The sequence below is a fragment of the Pseudorhodoplanes sp. genome, assembly GCF_035565855.1.
Lineage (GTDB): Bacteria > Pseudomonadota > Alphaproteobacteria > Rhizobiales > Xanthobacteraceae > Pseudorhodoplanes.
In genome coordinates, this window is the sequence record NZ_DATMRX010000247.1 from 1 (window position 1) to 16,531 (window position 16,531).

Consider the following 16,531-nt stretch of genomic DNA (forward strand, 5'->3'; position numbering starts at 1 on the left):
CCGCGGCGAAGGCGTGAAACAGGATGGCGACCTTGCGCGAGATGAGGAGATCGTCGGCCGCGATCTTGTAGCTCGCATTGTCATAGGCCTGGGCGAAGGTCTTGCCGAAGATCGAATGCGGCGGATTGAGCCCGCCGAGCCGGTCGATCCGGCGAAGGAGGTCGTCGGCCACGCCATGCACGACCTGGCGGATCTCGCCATGCACATTGGCATGCAGCCCGCAGAAATTGGTGACGCCGGCCGCAGTCCCCATGCCGCCGAGAAAGCCGTAGCGTTCGATCAGCAGAACGCTGCGGCCGAGTGCGCCGGCCGCGGCTGCTGCTGCGATTCCTGCAGGGCCGCCGCCAAGGACGGCAATGTCATAGGTGCCGAAGAGCGGCGTCCGGCGCGCGGGTTCGCTGACGTAAGTCACAGGCGCTCCCACATCGCGCTCCCACATCGCGCAGTGCGATCAGTTGATCTTGATGTTCCCGGCCTTGATGATCGGCGACCAGCGCGCGGCCTCGTTGTCGATCACCGCGCGGAAGGCGTCGGGGCTGTTGCCGACCGGCTCCATATATTGCGTGGCGAGCTTGTCGCGCACGGCGCGCGCCTGCAACGCCTCGACCACATCCTTGTTGATCGCGGCGATCAGCGCCGGGGGTGTGCCGCCGGGCGCGATCAGCCCCATCCAGGTATCGGCTTCGACATCGACGCCAGATTCCTTCAGCGTCGGAATGTTGGAGAGGAACGGCGAGCGCTTCGGCAGCGTCACCGCGATGATGGTGACCTTGCCGACGTCGGATTGCGGCGTCACCGCAATTGCCGGCAGCGCCGCCAGGTGCACGTCGCCGCGCACCAGGGCGGTCATCGCGGCGGGAGAGGAGGGGTAGGGGACGTGAACGAGCTGCGCGCCGCTTTTCTGCGCGATCGCCTCCATGGTGAGGTGCGAGAGCGAGCCGTTGCCGATCGACCCGAAATTGTATTTGCCGGGTTCCTTCTTCAGCAATGCAATCAGGTCGGCGACAGTCTTCACGCCGAGATCGGGATGGACCGCGAGCGCGCTCGGCATCGTCACAAGCTGCGTGATCGGCGCGATATCCTTTTTCGGATCGTACGGCAGTTTCGAGAACAGGATGGTGTTGATGGCGAGCGGTCCGCCGATCGAGACCCCGATCGTCGTGCCGTCCGGTGTTGCCTTCGCGACCGCATCGGTGCCGGTATTGCCGCTCGCGCCCGGCTTGTTCTCGATCACGAAAGCCGAGCCGGGATATTTCGCCTGCAATTGCTCGGCGAGCAGCCGCGCCACGATATCGGGCGTCGAACCGGGGCCAAAGGGCACCACGATGCGCACTGTCTTTGCCGGCCAGTCCTGAGCCTTGGCTGGCGTGATCACGCCGATGATGGCGGCCAATATCAGCGCTGCGACTCTCATCTTCGTCCCTTCCCCTTGGCGGCGGCCCCTTGCTGCGTTCCCCTGGTGCGCTCCCTTGGCGGCGGGCCCAGTCTCACCCGAACCGGGCGGCCTTGCCAGCGGTCGCGGCTTTTCCTTAACTGGAGTCTCTCCAGGGAGGCCAGCCGGGTTGCATGGGTCTTACCACGCTCATCGTCGGACTGATCGTATTTTTCGCCCCGCATATCTTCGTGACGCGGCGTGAGGCGCGGGCCCGCCTGATCGCGCGGATCGGCGAGACGCCTTACAAGATCGCGTTCTCGATCCTGTCCGCCATCGGCCTTGTGCTGATCGCCTATGGCTTTGCTCGCTACCGGGCCACGGAGTGGGTCAACCTGTGGTACCCGCCAGTCTGGACCCGGCATCTCGCCTTGCTGCTCAACTGGATGGCCGTGGTCTGCATCGCCGCGGCCTATATTCCAGGCCACCTGAAACGGGGGCTGAAACATCCGATGCTGGTCGGCGTGAAGCTCTGGGCGTTTGCGCACCTCATGGCCAATGGCGATCTCGGCTCGGTGATCCTGTTCGGCTCCTTCCTCGCCTGGGCGGTGTTCGATCGCATCACGCTGAAACACCGCAGCGATCCGGGCGGCCCTGTTCTGGCTCGGGGCGGATGGCCCGGCGACCTTGTCGCGGTGGTGGTCGGCACCGTCGCCTATATCGCGCTGGTGCTGCTGTTTCACCCGATCATCATCGGCGTGCCGGTGATCCACGGCTGAAGCGGAACGCGCGAAGCGCTCCGCACGGCACGGCGCACGCAGGGGCGTCAGGTCCGCGGGGCGAGGTACCGCTTCTCCAGCATACAATGCACGCCCTTGTTGCCGTTGACCACCTGCGTGATCCGCAGGTCGGCCGCGAGACTGCAGAGCGTATAAGCGTCCTCCCGCGACAGGCCGGTGCGTTCGCAGATCGCGCCAATCATGTTCCGCAATGCGATCTTTGCACAGACATCGAGATCGGGATCGAATGCCATCGTGATCAGATGGGTCGGAGTTTCCGCATAGGGCCACTCGAGCGGGCGGCCCGGATGCAGATGCAGTTCGAACGTGCCGATCAGCCCGGTCTCGATCGCGGTGAGGCAGACTTCGCCGTCGCCCTGCACGCCGTGTCCGTCGCCCACAGAAAACAAGGCGCCTTCGGTATGGACCGGCAGAAACAGCGTCGTGCCGGCGATCAGTTCCTTGTTGTCGATATTGCCGCCATGGCGGCCTGGTGGCACCGAAGAGACCGAGCCGGCCGATGGCGACGGCGCGACGCCCATGACGCCGAAGAAGGGACGCAGCGGCACGTCGATCCCGAAGGGCAGACGGCCGATCATCCGCCCCCGATCGAGCCCGATCATGAGGGCCCGGGGATCCTTGAAATCCTCCGACAGGGCGCCGCCGATATCGGGGAGGATCAGGTTGTAGCCCCAGTCGTCGTGCAACTCGACCGCCTTGATGCGCACTTCCAGCGTATCGCCGGGCTTGGCCCCACGGACCGCAACCGGGCCGGTGCAGATATGCGGCCCTTTGCTCTCGACCGACTCATGAATGGCGCGCAGGGCCGGCGCGACCGTGAAGCCGGACGTTTCGTCCGGCAGGAAGCCCGGAAGACCGGACACCGATGACAGCGTCACTGTGTCGCCGCTGTCCACGGTGAGCACCCGCTTCAGTGCGGCATCGAAATGTCCCCAATGGACGGTTGCGGGTGAAGCGTCGATACGGTGCTGGGTCATTCCGCATCTTACGCACCACGCGCGTGAGCGCCACCCTTCCTGTATGGTCGGGTTTACGCAGAGCGGCGGGGCTTTCTACATCTGCCCCGCTGGCCCTCGTCCACCAGCCATTCGGCCGCTTCGTCGTCCTTGCAGGTGACGTAAGTCCCGGCCGGAAGATTCGCGTAGAGCTCATTCATGCCGGCCAACTGACGGCGTCGACCTTATGCGCCAGACCGTGCCGGTCTGTGGACTGGGCCGTCGGCTTCGTCCGTCGCTGCGGCCATACGGACGCGGCTCCGCCGGATGCCATAGAGAAAGTAGACGCACAGCCCGATCGCGCCCCAGATCACGAGACGCCACCAGGTCGCGGCCGGCAGCCCCACCATCAGGACCACGGTGCTCAGCGCGCCCGCGGGTGCGACCAACCAGATGGCCGGCACCCGGAATGCGCGCGGCATGTCCGGCTCGCGCACGCGTAGCACTAGCACGCCGATGCAGACGATGGCGAAGGCCAACAGGGTGCCGATCGAGACGAGCTGCGCAACCATATCGATCGGCAGGGCTCCGGCCAGCGCCATGACCACGGCGGCGATCAGCAGCGAACTGATATAAGGCGTGCGGAAGCGGGGATGAATGTGCGCGCCCCAGGACGGCAGCAGACCGTCATTCGCCATCGAGAAAAAGATGCGCGCCTGGCCGAGCAGCAGCACCAGGATCGCGGAGGTGAGGCCGAGCACGGCGCCGAGCTTCACCAGCGGCTGCAGCCACGTCAGGCCGGTCGCGTCGATACCGACAGCGATGGGGTCGGCAACGTTCAGCCGGTCGTAGGGCACGATGCCAGTGAGCACGAGACTGACCAGTATGTAGAGCACCGCGCACACGAGAAGCGAGCCGAGGATGCCGATCGGCATATCCGTGCGCGGGTTCTTCGCCTCCTGCGCCGCCGTCGAGACCGCATCGAATCCGATATAGGCAAAGAACACGATCGCAGCGCCGCGCAGCACCCCGCTCCAGCCGAACACACCGGATCCCTCGTTGGGCGGGACAAAGTCGCCCTTCGGATTGGCGGATGTGACCCAGTTGCCGGTGTCAAAATAGAACGACCCCGCGACAACGAACAGCACCACGATCGTCACCTTGATCGCGACGATGATATTGTTGACGCGGGAGGACTCGCTCGTGCCGACGATGAGCAGCGCCGTCATGCCGGCTACGATGAGCACGGCCGGCAGATTGACCAGCGCGCCGGTGAAGGACCATACGCCGGTCGTCACGTCATAAGCGAGTGGCGGAGCGGCAAGGCGCGGCGAGATCGGCAGTCCGATGTCCTTCATGAAGCTCACGACATAGCCGGACCAGCCGATGGCGACCGCGGTGGCGCCGAAGGCATATTCGAGGATCAGATCCCAGCCGATGATCCAGGCGAAGAACTCTCCGAGCGTGGCGTAGGAATAGGTATAGGCGCTGCCGGCGACCGGCACGCTCGAGGCCATCTCCGCGTAACATAGCCCGGCCAGGGCGCAGACGAATGCACTCAGCAGAAACGACAGCGAGACCGCCGGCCCGGCATTGGTCGCCGCGGCGTTGCCGGTGAGGACGAAAATGCCGGCGCCGAGGATGCAGCCGACGCCGAGCGCGATCAGGCTCGAGGCCGACAGCGTCCGCTTGAGCGCGCTCGGGCCATGGTCGCACTCGGCTTGCCGCGCAAGTTCGGAGATTGATTTTCGAGCAAACAAATCGGTCACGCGGCCGCTCCCCTGCAGCGATGCGACAGGAGCCGGGCTTTGCCGGCTGGCCTGCGGCCGTTATGTGCGGCCGGGAACGGACATATCGGTCGGCTGTTAATGGTTTCTGGCTGAGGCTCGCCTCCGCCAGCCGCTCCTGCCCGGATGCCTAACACTTCCCATCGTCCCGCCGATCCGCTACTTCGCTGCCGATGGAGCCGCCGGGCTCTGCCGGGAGTAATGCAACGTGTCTGTCCAGCAAGAGATCAAGCGTCTGACTGCGCCCGATATTCGCGCTCGCAAGGGTGGCGATCCGATCGTGATGCTCACCTCCTACCATGCGCACACCGCGAGGCTCGTGGACAAATATTGCGACGTGATCCTTGTCGGTGACTCGCTCGGGATGGTGATGCACGGGCTCGAGACCACGATCCCCGTCACGCTCGACATGATGATCCTGCAAGGCCACGCGGTGATGCGCGGGTCGAAGCAGGCACTGGTCGTGGTCGACATGCCGTTCGGCTCCTACGAGCAGTCGAAGGAGCAGGCTTTCGCCTCCTGCGCGCGCGTGCTGAAAGAGACCACCTGCGGCGCGATCAAGATGGAAGGCGGCGTGCGCATGGCCGAGACCATCCGCTTTCTCGCCGAACGCGGCGTGCCGGTAATGGCACATGTCGGCCTGACGCCGCAGGCGATCAACACCCTCGGTTCGTTCAAGGCGCAGGGCCGCGACGAAGCGGACTGGGCGCGCATCGAAGATGATGCAAAGGCGGTTGCCGAGGCGGGGGCTTTCTCGGTGGTGATCGAGGCGGTGGCCGAGCCGCTCGCCCGCAAGATCACCGCAGAGATCCCGATCCCGACCATCGGCATCGGCGCGAGCCCGGCCTGCGACGGTCAGGTGCTGGTGCTGGAAGACATGCTCGGCCTGTCGACGCGTGTACCGAAATTCGTCAAGCGCTATGGCGATCTTGGCCCTGGTATCGAGGCTGCGATCAAGGGCTATGCGGAAGAGGTGCGCTCGCGCGCCTTTCCGGGCCCCGAACATGTCTATGGCATGAAGAAGAAGGGGTGACCGCGATTTTGCTTTGCCTGACGCCGGACGATTGATTGCCGCCCGATTGCCGGCGTGTTGCGACGGCAATTGACCTCTCCCGTTCGGGGAAAGGGCATGGCAGCATGAACTGAAAGCGTAGCCTCGCACGAAGGAAACGCGCGGTGGACATGATGGCACGGCTCGCGGCTTTCTTCGCATTCATCATTGCTGCTTGCGCGCCCGCGTTGCTGCAGGCGCAGGACGCCGCCACCGTCGGCGCGATTGTCGAGCGCACGTTCGCGTCCCTCATCAAGGAGCACGAAGTGCCCGGCCTTGCGGTCGGCGTCACGGCCGGCGGCCGTCAGCATCTGTTCTATTACGGCGTCGCCTCGAAGGAGACCGGGGCTGCGGTGAATGCCGATACGCTGTTCGAGATCGCCTCGATCACGAAGCCGTTCACAGCAACGCTTGCCGGCTATGCGCAGGCGCAGGGCAAGCTGTCGTTCGACGATCATCCCGGACAATATCTGCCGGCCTTGCGCGACACTGCGATCGACAAGGCGAGCCTGATCAACCTCGCCACCTACACCGCCGGGCTGCCGCTGCATCTGCCGAATGCGATCAAGACATTCGCCGAAGCGGAAAGCTTCATTGCGACGCTCAAGATCAAGACCGCGCCGGGCGAGATGCGTCTTTATTCCAATCCGAGCATCGGTCTTCTTGGGCACGTCACCGCGCTCGCCATGAACGGCGATTTCACCTCGCTCATGGAAACGCAGCTTCTGCCGAAGCTCGGCGTGCGAGGTTGCTTCATCCGCGTGCCGGAGGCGCGCGAGCAGGATTACGCGCAAGGCTACAAGGGCAAAACCCCGCGGCGGATGGGGCTGGCGGTGTTCGGCGAGGAAGCCTACGGCCTCAAATGCAGCGCGCCCGCGCTTCTTCGGTTTGTCGAAGACAACATCCGACCCGACCGGCTCGAACCCGCGCTTGCGCGCGCGGTCGCGGCAACCCATGTCGGCTATTTCCGGGTCGGCGGCATGGTGCAGGGCATGGGCTGGGAGCAATATCCCTGGCCGGTCACGCTGAAGCGTCTCCTTGCCGGCAATTCGAACGACATGATCTTCAAGCCGAATGCGGCGACGCATCTTGATCCGCCGCGCGCGCCATCGGGACCGACCTTGTTCAACAAGACCGGCTCCACAGCGGCCTTCAGCGCCTATGTTGCCTTCGTGCCGGCGCACCAGCTCGGCATCGTGATCCTTGCGAACAAGAACATCCCGACGCCGGCCCGCATCACCGCCGCCCATGCGGTGCTGGAGGCGTTGGCAAAGCGGTAACGTCCACGAATTCGCGTTCGGTACCGAAATCGCCGGTGAGCGAGTTTGCCGCCTTCAAACGTAGCTCAATCGGGTGAGTTCCATACTCGCTTCGGGCGCCGAGCAAACGCGAACGACGCGGCTATACCTTAGAATACTGTCAGGCTACGGGCAGGCCACTATAGTTCGGGGTGGGAATAACGGTCTCGCCGGGGACCCATCCGATGGCCGAGCTTGAGCAGGATTCTGCCTTACACAAGCGTCAGCGGCGAATGGAGATCTTTGCATTTCTGTTCGTGACAGCGATTGCCATGCCAGCACTTGCGGTTGCCACCGTCGGCACCTGGGGCCTTTCAGTCTGGATCTATCAGATCGTCAACGGTCCACCCGGACCGCCAGCACAGCGGTGACGAGCATGCGCCCGCATCGTCGCCAGTTCATACGCGGTCAATGGATCGAACAAACGGCGTCGAAGCCTGCGCATCCCGGCGCGCCGGAGATCGCGAGCGTCCTCGTCCAGGCGCGGCCGGAATGTCTTGGCGCGGTTGAAGATGCGATCACCAGACTTGCCGGCGCCGAGATCATGCAGCGCGACGCCCGCGGCAAACTCGTGGTGGTGCTCGATTCCGTGGCTGGCCAGTCCATCGGTGAAAGCCTCACGCAGATATCGCTGATGCCGCATGTGCTGTCGGCGACCCTGGTGTTCCACGCAATCGATGCAAACTGACATTCGCCGTTAGGAGATGCGCATGACCGGGCTCAGCCGTCGCGACATCCTGAAGATGGAAGCGGCCGCGCTGGCCGCAACGGCCGGCGGCATGGCCCTTCCCGCAACGGCAGCGAATCTTTTTACCGAACGCCCCGACGCGCTGCTGAACTGGGACAAGGCGCCGTGCCGCTTCTGCGGTACCGGTTGCAGTGTGATGGTCGCCACCAAGGACAATCGTGTGGTCGCGACACATGGAGACATCAAGTCCGAGGTCAATCGCGGCCTCAATTGCGTCAAAGGCTATTTCCTCTCCAAGATCATGTATGGCGGCGACCGCCTGACCCGGCCCTTGCTGCGCAAGACGAACGGCAGGTTCGACAAGAACGGTGAGTTCACGCCGGTCAGCTGGGACGAAGCCTTCGACATCATGGCGGAGAAGTTCAAGGACGCCCTGCGCAAGAACGGGCCGACCAGCGTCGGCATGTTCGGTTCCGGACAATGGACGATCTGGGAGGGCTATGCGGCGGCCAAGCTGTTCAAGGCGGGTTTTCGGTCCAACAACATCGATCCGAACGCACGGCATTGCATGGCGTCCGCTGTGATGGGCTTCATGCGCACGTTCGGCGCTGACGAGCCGATGGGGTGCTACGACGATATCGAGGCCGCGGATGCGTTCGTGCTCTGGGGCTCGAACATGGCGGAGATGCATCCGATCCTCTGGACGCGTGTGACGGACCGCCGACTGAGCGCGCCGCATGTCAGGGTCGCGGTTCTGTCCACCTTCGAGCAGCGCTCGTTCGAACTCGCCGATCTCGGCATCGTCTTCACGCCGCAGACCGACCTTGCAATCCTGAACGCGATCGCGAACCACATCATCAAGACCAATCGCGTCAACCGCGCTTTCGTCGACAAATACACGACATTCAAACGCGGGACGACGGAGATCGGCTACGGCTTGCGGCCGGAGACCGAACTCGAAAAGAAGGCGTCCAACCGGAGCAAGGCGAACACCTGGACCGATATGAGCTTCGACGATTACGCGAAGTTTGTGTCGGACTATTCGTTCGACAAGGTGTCGAAGCTGTCCGGCGTGCCTGTCGGCCGGCTGGAAGAACTCGCCGAACTGTACGCCGATCCGAAGGTCAAGGTCACCAGCTTCTGGACCATGGGCTTCAACCAGCACACCCGCGGTGTCTGGTGCAACAATCTGGTCTACAACCTGCATTTGCTGACTGGAAAGATTTCGGAGCCGGGCAACTCTCCGTTCTCGCTGACAGGTCAGCCATCCGCCTGCGGAACAGCGCGTGAGGTCGGCACCTTCTCGCATCGTCTTCCGGCGGACATGCTGGTGACAAACAAGGCGCATCGGGACATCGCCGAGAAGATCTGGAAATTGCCGGAAGGCACGATCCCGGCGGAAAACGGATATCACGCCGTTCTACAAAATCGGATGCTGCGCGACGGAAAGCTCAACGCCTATTGGGTTCAGGTGAACAACAATATGCAGGCCGCCGCCAACATGAACGAAGAAGGCTATCCAGGTTATCGCAATCCGGAAAACTTCATCGTGGTGTCGGATGTCTATCCGACCGTCACGGCGCTCGCCGCCGATCTCATTTTGCCGTCGGCAATGTGGGTCGAGAAAGAGGGCGCCTACGGCAATGCCGAGCGACGAACGCAATTCTGGCATCAACTGGTGAAGGCACCGGGCGAGTCACGTTCCGACCTCTGGCAATTGATGGAATTCGCCAAGCGCTTCAGGATCGAGGAGGTGTGGCCGGCCGAACTGATCGCCGCGAAGCCGGAATACAAGGGCAAGACCCTGTTCGACGTTCTTTACGCCAATGGCGAGGTCAACAACTTCCCGCTGAGCGATGCCGATCCCAAATACGAGAACGACGAGTCCAGGGCCTTCGGGTTCTATGTGCAGAAGGGGTTGTTCGAGGAATACGCGCAATTCGGCCGTGGTCACGGCCATGACCTCGCGCCTTTTGAGGCCTATCACGAGGCACGCGGCCTGCGCTGGCCGGTGGTCAATGGCAAGGAGACGCGCTGGCGATACCGGGAAGGCAGCGACCCTTATGCGAAATCAGGTTCGGGCTGGGATTTCTACGGGACGCCCGACCACAGGGCGCGGATCTTTGCCCTGCCATACGATCCGCCCGCCGAAAGTCCCGACAAGACCTATCCGTTCTGGCTGGTGACCGGCCGCGTGCTGGAGCACTGGCATTCCGGATCAATGACTCGCCGTGTTCCGGAACTCTACCGCTCATTCCCGGATGCCGTCTGTTTCATGCATCCGGACGACGCGCGTGATCTCAAGCTCCAGCGTGGCATGGAAGTGAAAGTGGAGTCGCGACGGGGCTTCATTCGGACGCGCGTCGAAACCCGCGGCCGAAACCGCGTGCCGCGCGGCGTAGTGTTCGTACCCTGGTTCGACGAGGGGCAACTCATTAACCGCGTTACGCTCGACGCCACCGATCCGATCTCATTGCAGACCGATTTCAAGAAATGCGCGGTGCGCATTGAGTCGGTGGGGGCGGCATGATGAACCGTCTGTCTGGGGTTCTGGCGGTCTCGCTGCTTGCCGGTGCGGTTGCCGCAATGTCGAGCGCCCTTATGGCTCAGCAGCAGCCTCTTGTCTCGGGCTTGCGCGGTCCGGTCCCGCTCGACCAGATCGGCGTCGCCCCGCGCATGACTCCACTCGCCAATACCTCACAAAGGCAGGTTCGAAACTATCCGGAGCAGCCACCGGTCATTCCACACACCACCGAAGGCTACGAGGTCAGCGTGAACAGCAACCGCTGCCTCACCTGTCATGCGCGATCGCGCACCGGCGAGTCACAGGCCCCGATGATCAGCATCACGCACTTCATGGATCGCGACGGGCAGTTTCTCGCGACCATCTCGCCGCGGCGTTATTTTTGCGAGCAATGCCACGTCCCGCAACACATGGTGAAAGCTCCGGTCCAGAACTCATTCGTTGACGTTGACACGGTCCTTGAGCGCGCGGCCTCAAGCGAGCGCAAGAAATGACCGACGCGGCGGATAGCGGGCGGCCTTCGCTTTGGCAGCGTATGGTCGCGTTCGGCTGGGAATTATGGGGCGTTCTTCGCCGTCCCAGCACCGTTTTCAGTCTTGGAACTCTGGTTCTCGGCGGGTTCGTCGCCGGCATCATCTTCTGGGGTGGCTTCAACACCGCGATGGAGTTCACCAACAAGGAGGCGTTCTGCGTCTCGTGCCATGAGATGCGCGACAATGTGTTCGAGGATCTCAAGCGCACCATACACTACACAAACCGGTCCGGCGTTCGCGCCGTCTGCTCGGACTGTCACGTGCCGCATGACTGGACGCACAAGATCGCTCGCAAGATGCAAGCCTCCAAGGAGGTCTGGGGTCATCTCTTCGGAACAATCGACACGCGCGAAGAATTCGTCGAGAAGCGGCTCGAACTGGCGCTGCACGAATGGGCTCGCTTGAAGGCGAACGACTCGCTGGAATGCCGCAATTGTCATTCCGCCATATCGATGGATCTGACGAAGCAGAGTCCGCGAGCGGCGGAGGCGCATGAACGCTTCCTGTTCAAGGGCGAGCGGACTTGTATCGATTGCCACAAAGGCATCGCGCATACACTCCCGGATATGCGAAGTGTCCCGGGCTGGCATTAGTCGGGCCGACTGACGCCAGAAAGCGATTGCGTTCCGGGGCACGCTCCCGTTACCTCAATGCAACTGAATCGTGCGAGGGTGAAAGGGTGAAGATGACCAGAAGAGCACTTGTCGGCGCGGCCATGGTGACATTGGTGGCGATCGCTCCAGTGGCTGCGTCCGCGGCGTTCGAGTGTCCCGTGCCGGCGCCGGGCGCGGCGCCTGCACAGAGTCAGGCGATCAAGGCGGCTTTGCCCGCAGGCGACGCTTTTGCTGATCTCACCAAGCTCAATGCCGCCGTGGCGTCGCTGCGGAGCCAGGGCATCGGCAACGCGATCATCATCGACAACCTGATCGCGGCTTATTGCCCGACGGTCGCAGACAATGCGGCCCTGACCGAAGCGCAGAAGCGCGAGGCGGTGCGGCGCTTCGCGGGGCAGATCACGCGCACGGTCTATGGTCTGGAGAGCGAGGACGCCGTGATCCTCGACGTGCCGTTCCCGCCGAACGTCATTGCCGCGATCAATGCGCGGGCCGCCGCCGCGAAAATCTCGCCCGAGGCCTGGGTCGCCAAGGCGATCGCGCGCGATGTGAAGGTCAGGAAGCGCCGGTAGCGGCCGTCCGCCGGCCCCCGGATCGCGGCTTTTACGAAGGATAATGAAGGGGATAAGCGGGCTTTGCCTTGCCCGCGCCATATCGCTATTTTACGCGACTTTTCGGCGGGCCGTATCTATAAGCGGCCGCGAAGCCGCCCCGGGGACAAGCACTTGGCCGATATCTTTCACGAAGTCGATGAGGAAGTCCGCAGAGAGCGGATGAAGAAACTGTGGGACCAATACGGTCTCTACGTGCTGATTCTGGCGCTGCTCTTTGTGGCCGGCGTTGCCGGCTGGCGCGGCTGGGAATATTACGAAAGTCAGCGTGCTGCGGCGCTTGGCGCGCAATTCGAGGCCGCATCGGCGCTGGCGGAAGCCGGCAATCTGGCCGACGCGGAGAAGGATTTCGCCAGGATCGCGAGCGAAGGCAATCGCGGCTATCGCATCCTTGCCCGCCTGCGCGAGGCCGAAACCGCCATCCCCCGCGACCGCGCTGCGGCCGTTGCCCAATTCGATGCGCTCGCTGCCGATACCAGTGTCGACCAGCGTTTCCGCGACCTGGCCGCCGTCCGCGCCGGGCTGCTTCTCGTCGATACGGCCCCGCTGCCGGAGATGGAGAAACGGCTTGAGGCGGTTGCCGCGGCCGGCCGCCCGTTCCGTCACACGGCACGTGAGATTCTGGTGCTATCTGCCTTCCGCGCCAACGAAAAAGGCGCCTTGCAGCGCTGGGCGGACCTGATCGCCAGCGATGCCGAAAGCCCAGCGCAGCTGCGCGCCCGGATTGAAGCGATGACGCTTCTCGCCGGTATTGCGAAGGGCTGACGGATGAGAGCCCGCCGCGCATCGCTGCTGGTTTTGGCCGCGCTGTGCGTGGGACTGTCCGGATGTGCCGGCGGCAATTTCGACCTTGACCCGGCTTACTGGTTCCCGGACGGAAAGAAGAAGTTGCCAGGCGAGCGGCGCGATCTCTTCCCGGAGGGCGTTCCCGGGGTGACGCAGGGCGTGCCACCGGAATTGATACGGGGAAATCAGGCCCAGGCCGCTGAGGAAGCGCAGCAATCGCCGCAACCGGCGCCCGCGGCTGAAGAGCGCCCGAAGCCGCGACCGAAGAAAGTCGCCCGTCCGCGACCCGCGCCCGCGCCGGAACCGCAGGCCGAGGCCGCGCCGCGACCGGTCCAGCAGGCTCCGCGCCCCGCCCAGCAGGCGCAGCCGGCCGGCGCATGGCCTGCGCCGCAGGCCCAACAGCAGCAACCCGCGCCGGCGTCTTCGGGTGCGTGGCCGTCGCCTCCCGCCGCGGGCACCTTCACGCGCTGATCAAATACGCGCACCCCGCAGCGTGCGCCGGTAAGATGACCTCATGATTCCGAAAGTCGTCATCGTGGGCCGACCCAATGTCGGCAAGTCGACGCTGTTCAACCGCCTCGTCGGCAGGCGCATGGCGCTTGTCGACGACCAGCCCGGCGTCACCCGCGACCGGCGGGAAGGGCATGGGAAGCTCGGCAATCTGAACTTCACGCTGGTCGATACCGCGGGCCTCGAAGAGGCCGCGCCGCAGAGCCTTGCGGGGCGCATGCTCGCGCAAACCAAGGCGGCGATTGCCGATGCGGATGCGATCCTGTTCGTGATCGACGCGCGCGCCGGCCTGCTGCCGGCGGATCGCGGATTTGCGGACCTCGTCCGCAAATCCGGCAAGCGGGCGATCCTCATCGCCAACAAGAGCGAGGGCAAGGCCGGCGAAGCGGGCGCGCTGGAGGCCTATGCGCTCGGCCTTGGCGAACCCGTCGCAATTTCTGCAGAACATGGCGAAGGTCTGGCTGATCTTTACGATGCGCTGCAGAGCGTCTGCGATGGTCTGCAATCTTCTGAGGAGGCGGATGATCGGGAGCCCGACGGCGAGACCCGGCCCGCGCGCCCGATCCGCGTCGCGGTGGTCGGCCGCCCGAATGCCGGCAAGTCGACCCTCGTCAACCGCCTGCTCGGCGAGGAGCGCCTGCTCACCGGACCCGAGGCCGGCATCACCCGCGACACCATATCGGTGCCGCTGACCTGGCAGGGTCATCACTTTCTTTTCCACGACACCGCCGGCATGCGGCGCAAGTCGCGGATCGAGGAAAAGGTCGAGAAGCTCGCGGTGTCGGACGCGCTTGAAGCGATCCGCTTTGCCGACGTTGTGATCGTGCTGATGGATGCGGCGCATCCGTTCGAGGAACAGGACCTTCGGATCGCCGATCTCGTCGAGCGCGAAGGGCGCGGGCTCGTCATCGGCATGAACAAATGGGACCTCAAGGGCGATGCCCGCGGCAGCGCCGGCAAGCTGCGCGGCGAAGTCGATCACTGGCTGCCGCAGATGAAGGGCGTGCCGATCGTCGCGTTGTCGGGACAGACCGGCGAGGGGATCGACCGGCTGATGCGCGCGGTGCTGGACGCGCATGCTGTCTGGAACAAGCGCGTGCCAACGGCCGGGCTCAATCGCTGGTTCGAGGAAACCATCGCGGCGCATCCGCCGCCCGCGGTTTCCGGCCGCCGTCTGAAGCTCAACTACATCACGCAAACGAAGGCGCGCCCGCCGAGCTTCGTGATCTTCTGCACGCGCGCGGACGCAGTGCCCGAGGCGTATCTGCGCTATCTGACGAACGCGCTCCGCGAGTCCTTCGATCTGCCCGGCACGCCGATCCGCATCACGCTGCGCGAGAAGAAGAACCCGTATGCGGGGCGGAAGAGACGCGGCTAGTGCATGCGCGGTGGCGCGCATGTTCCATGGCTGCAACCCTTGATGCGTGACGCCGCACCTTGCACCGCCGCGCCTCGGCAAGCTTGGCACAGTCGCGGCGCAATGCGATCATTCTGCAAAGAACCCGGCGCAGAACCGGGTGCCGGGCCGGAGGGACCGGACCAGGGCTCAAGAACGAAGAATCACCGGAGTTATTCATGTCTGTTTTAATGCTTACGTCCCGTCGCCGTATCGCACTTGCATTATCGGCGGCTGCGTTTCTTGGGTTTGCCTCCATGCAGCCTGCCTCGGCGCAGGGCTATCCGACGCGGCCGGTGCATCTCTATGTGCCTTATCCGGCAGGCGGGCCGAATGACGTGATCGCGCGGCTGCTCGGACAGGAAATGAGCAAGTCGCTCGGGCAGCAGATCGTGATCGAGAACCGCCCCGGCGGCAGCGGCAATATCGCGATCGAGGCATTGGGACGCACCGCGCCGGACGGCTACACCATCGCGCTGCCGGCGATGGCTTATGCCACCAACCCGTCGCTGTTCTCCAAGGTCGGCTACAGCTTCGACCAGTTCGCGCCGGTCTCGATCGTCACCAAGGGGCCGCTCGTCCTCGTCGTGCATCCCTCGCTCGGCGTCAAATCGGTGAAGGAACTGATCGACCTCGCGAAGTCGAAGCCCGGCAAGCTCGATTACGGCTCCGGTGGCAACGGCTCCTCGCTGCATCTCGCCGCCGAAATGTTCAAGCAGCAGGCCGGCGTCGATATCCAGCACATTCCCTACAAGGGCACGAACGACCTGATCTCGGATCTGTTGACCGGCCGCGTGCCGATCGCGTTCATGTCGCCGCTGATTGCGCAGACCCATGTGAAGGACGGCAAGCTGATCGCGCTCGGCGTGACGTCGCCGCAGCGCTCGCAAAGCTGGCCGGATACGCCGACCGTCGCCGAAGCCGGTGTGCCGGGCTATGCGGTGGAGGCCTGGTATGCGGTGATCGCGCCCAAGGGAACGCCGAAGGACGTGGTCGAGACCCTGAACAAGGAAATCGCCAAGGCCGTGCAGTCGCCGGTGGTGAAGGAGAAATTCGCCGCGCTGGGCAACGAATCCGTCGGCAGCAGTGTCGCGGAAGCCGAGAAATACATCGCCGACGAGGCCGACCGCTGGGGCAAGGTGTTGAAGGCCGCCGGCATCCGCGCTGACTAGGCGCATTCGGTTGGAATCGCAGCCGCCGTTTCTTGTCATGCCTCGCGAAGGCGGGGCATCCGGCAGACTCGCCAAGCGGTTGTATTTACTGGATCGCCCGCTTTCGCGGGCGATGACAGTTCGAGGGACGGGCGATGCCGGCCGAAGAACGGTTGCTTCTGCAAAAGCTCAATATGCTTTAAGCGCGGTTCCGAAAAAGTCATAGAAGATGTGTTGCCGCCTTGTTCATGCCGCGCTTGCTGCCGGGCATGACAGGCGACAGCGTTCGCTTTCGTGGAGACATGTGACGTGACGGCAGAGATCCTGATCAAGAACGGCCTTGTATTCGACGGCGCCGGCAACCCCGGTACGCGCGCGGATGTTCTCGTGCGCGACGGCATGATTACGCAGATCGCACCGTCGATTGCGGCGAACGGCGCGCGGGTCATCGATGCCGAGGGCCTCGCCGTTGCGC

General features: G+C 64.0%; 18 protein-coding genes. 13 read left to right on the forward strand and 5 right to left on the reverse strand.

Annotated elements, in window-relative coordinates:
• The coding region (locus tag VN004_RS13650; RefSeq protein WP_325610927.1) for an FAD-dependent oxidoreductase at positions 1-439 on the reverse strand (439 nt) is incomplete at its 3' end.
• A 12-nt stretch (positions 440-451) separates the two neighbouring features.
• A complete protein-coding gene (locus VN004_RS13655) occupies positions 452-1,414 on the reverse strand; it encodes a tripartite tricarboxylate transporter substrate binding protein (protein ID WP_325610930.1) in 963 nt (320 codons plus the stop codon).
• A gap of 152 nt (positions 1,415-1,566) precedes the next feature.
• On the opposite strand from VN004_RS13655, the gene VN004_RS13660 reads away from it, so the two are divergent.
• Entirely contained in the window at positions 1,567-2,151 is a 585-nt protein-coding gene (locus VN004_RS13660; RefSeq protein ID WP_325610932.1) for an NnrU family protein, read from the forward strand.
• A 47-nt stretch (positions 2,152-2,198) separates the two neighbouring features.
• Here the strand turns inward: VN004_RS13660 and VN004_RS13665 are convergent, their stop codons facing one another.
• The 3 genes from VN004_RS13665 to VN004_RS13675 are packed head-to-tail and all read right to left on the reverse strand — an operon-like array spanning position 2,199 to position 4,876.
• Complete coding sequence (locus VN004_RS13665) at positions 2,199-3,149, reverse strand: acetamidase/formamidase family protein (RefSeq protein WP_325610934.1); 951 nt, start codon at positions 3,147-3,149, stop codon at positions 2,199-2,201.
• Between the two features lie 53 nt (positions 3,150-3,202).
• Positions 3,203-3,328 carry a hypothetical protein gene (locus tag VN004_RS13670; protein WP_325610936.1) on the reverse strand — a complete coding sequence of 42 codons (126 nt, stop codon included), beginning with the start codon at positions 3,326-3,328 and terminating at the stop codon, positions 3,203-3,205.
• 24 nt (positions 3,329-3,352) lie between these two features.
• Positions 3,353-4,876 carry an amino acid permease gene (locus tag VN004_RS13675; protein WP_325610938.1) on the reverse strand — a complete coding sequence of 508 codons (1,524 nt, stop codon included), beginning with the start codon at positions 4,874-4,876 and terminating at the stop codon, positions 3,353-3,355.
• 226 nt (positions 4,877-5,102) lie between these two features.
• On the opposite strand from VN004_RS13675, the gene panB reads away from it, so the two are divergent.
• From panB to VN004_RS13735, 12 genes are all read left to right on the forward strand, one after another.
• Positions 5,103-5,927: a 3-methyl-2-oxobutanoate hydroxymethyltransferase gene (panB, locus tag VN004_RS13680; protein WP_325610940.1), complete on the forward strand. Its 825-nt coding sequence runs from the start codon at positions 5,103-5,105 to the stop codon at positions 5,925-5,927.
• 149 nt (positions 5,928-6,076) lie between these two features.
• On the forward strand, positions 6,077-7,225 hold the full coding sequence (gene ampC, locus VN004_RS13685; RefSeq protein ID WP_325610970.1) for a class C beta-lactamase: 1,149 nt from the start codon (positions 6,077-6,079) through the stop codon (positions 7,223-7,225).
• Positions 7,226-7,428: 203 nt separating this feature from the next.
• On the forward strand, positions 7,429-7,614 hold the full coding sequence (locus tag VN004_RS13690) for a periplasmic nitrate reductase, NapE protein (protein ID WP_325610942.1): 186 nt from the start codon (positions 7,429-7,431) through the stop codon (positions 7,612-7,614).
• A 5-nt stretch (positions 7,615-7,619) separates the two neighbouring features.
• Positions 7,620-7,931: a chaperone NapD gene (locus VN004_RS13695; protein ID WP_325610944.1), complete on the forward strand. Its 312-nt coding sequence runs from the start codon at positions 7,620-7,622 to the stop codon at positions 7,929-7,931.
• A 22-nt stretch (positions 7,932-7,953) separates the two neighbouring features.
• Complete coding sequence (gene napA / locus VN004_RS13700) at positions 7,954-10,461, forward strand: nitrate reductase catalytic subunit NapA (RefSeq protein WP_325610947.1); 2,508 nt, start codon at positions 7,954-7,956, stop codon at positions 10,459-10,461.
• Positions 10,458-10,949, forward strand: coding sequence for a nitrate reductase cytochrome c-type subunit (locus tag VN004_RS13705; protein WP_414710301.1), 492 nt, complete (start codon positions 10,458-10,460; stop codon positions 10,947-10,949). The genes napA and VN004_RS13705 overlap by 4 nt, the downstream gene beginning before the upstream one ends.
• Positions 10,946-11,581 carry a NapC/NirT family cytochrome c gene (locus VN004_RS13710; RefSeq protein ID WP_414710302.1) on the forward strand — a complete coding sequence of 212 codons (636 nt, stop codon included), beginning with the start codon at positions 10,946-10,948 and terminating at the stop codon, positions 11,579-11,581. Before VN004_RS13705 ends, VN004_RS13710 begins: the two co-directional genes overlap by 4 nt.
• Before the next feature lie 92 nt (positions 11,582-11,673).
• Positions 11,674-12,174, forward strand: a complete 501-nt coding sequence (locus VN004_RS13715) for a hypothetical protein (RefSeq protein WP_325610954.1) — start codon at positions 11,674-11,676, stop codon at positions 12,172-12,174.
• A gap of 153 nt (positions 12,175-12,327) precedes the next feature.
• Positions 12,328-12,978, forward strand: a complete 651-nt coding sequence (locus VN004_RS13720) for a tetratricopeptide repeat protein (protein ID WP_325610957.1) — start codon at positions 12,328-12,330, stop codon at positions 12,976-12,978.
• A gap of 3 nt (positions 12,979-12,981) precedes the next feature.
• Positions 12,982-13,470, forward strand: coding sequence for a hypothetical protein (locus VN004_RS13725; protein WP_325610960.1), 489 nt, complete (start codon positions 12,982-12,984; stop codon positions 13,468-13,470).
• Positions 13,471-13,513: 43 nt separating this feature from the next.
• Complete coding sequence (gene der, locus VN004_RS13730) at positions 13,514-14,887, forward strand: ribosome biogenesis GTPase Der (RefSeq protein ID WP_325610964.1); 1,374 nt, start codon at positions 13,514-13,516, stop codon at positions 14,885-14,887.
• Between the two features lie 275 nt (positions 14,888-15,162).
• The gene (locus VN004_RS13735) at positions 15,163-16,077 is read left to right on the forward strand and encodes a tripartite tricarboxylate transporter substrate binding protein (RefSeq protein WP_325610966.1); all 915 of its coding nucleotides are present in this window, start codon (positions 15,163-15,165) and stop codon (positions 16,075-16,077) included.
• The last annotated feature ends 454 nt before the right edge of the window (positions 16,078-16,531 follow it).

Coding starts and splice junctions, on each gene's coding strand:
- VN004_RS13695 (WP_325610944.1), top strand. CDS start 7,620: ATGCGCCCGCATCGTCGCCAGTTCATACGCGGTCAATGGATCGAACAA.
- VN004_RS13725 (WP_325610960.1), top strand. CDS start 12,982: ATGAGAGCCCGCCGCGCATCGCTGCTGGTTTTGGCCGCGCTGTGCGTG.
- VN004_RS13665 (WP_325610934.1), bottom strand. CDS start 3,149: ATGACCCAGCACCGTATCGACGCTTCACCCGCAACCGTCCATTGGGGA.
- ampC (WP_325610970.1), top strand. CDS start 6,077: ATGATGGCACGGCTCGCGGCTTTCTTCGCATTCATCATTGCTGCTTGC.
- napA (WP_325610947.1), top strand. CDS start 7,954: ATGACCGGGCTCAGCCGTCGCGACATCCTGAAGATGGAAGCGGCCGCG.
- VN004_RS13705 (WP_414710301.1), top strand. CDS start 10,458: ATGATGAACCGTCTGTCTGGGGTTCTGGCGGTCTCGCTGCTTGCCGGT.
- VN004_RS13670 (WP_325610936.1), bottom strand. CDS start 3,328: ATGAATGAGCTCTACGCGAATCTTCCGGCCGGGACTTACGTCACCTGC.
- VN004_RS13735 (WP_325610966.1), top strand. CDS start 15,163: ATGCAGCCTGCCTCGGCGCAGGGCTATCCGACGCGGCCGGTGCATCTC.
- VN004_RS13690 (WP_325610942.1), top strand. CDS start 7,429: ATGGCCGAGCTTGAGCAGGATTCTGCCTTACACAAGCGTCAGCGGCGA.
- der (WP_325610964.1), top strand. CDS start 13,514: ATGATTCCGAAAGTCGTCATCGTGGGCCGACCCAATGTCGGCAAGTCG.
- VN004_RS13710 (WP_414710302.1), top strand. CDS start 10,946: ATGACCGACGCGGCGGATAGCGGGCGGCCTTCGCTTTGGCAGCGTATG.
- VN004_RS13715 (WP_325610954.1), top strand. CDS start 11,674: ATGACCAGAAGAGCACTTGTCGGCGCGGCCATGGTGACATTGGTGGCG.
- VN004_RS13655 (WP_325610930.1), bottom strand. CDS start 1,414: ATGAGAGTCGCAGCGCTGATATTGGCCGCCATCATCGGCGTGATCACG.
- VN004_RS13660 (WP_325610932.1), top strand. CDS start 1,567: ATGGGTCTTACCACGCTCATCGTCGGACTGATCGTATTTTTCGCCCCG.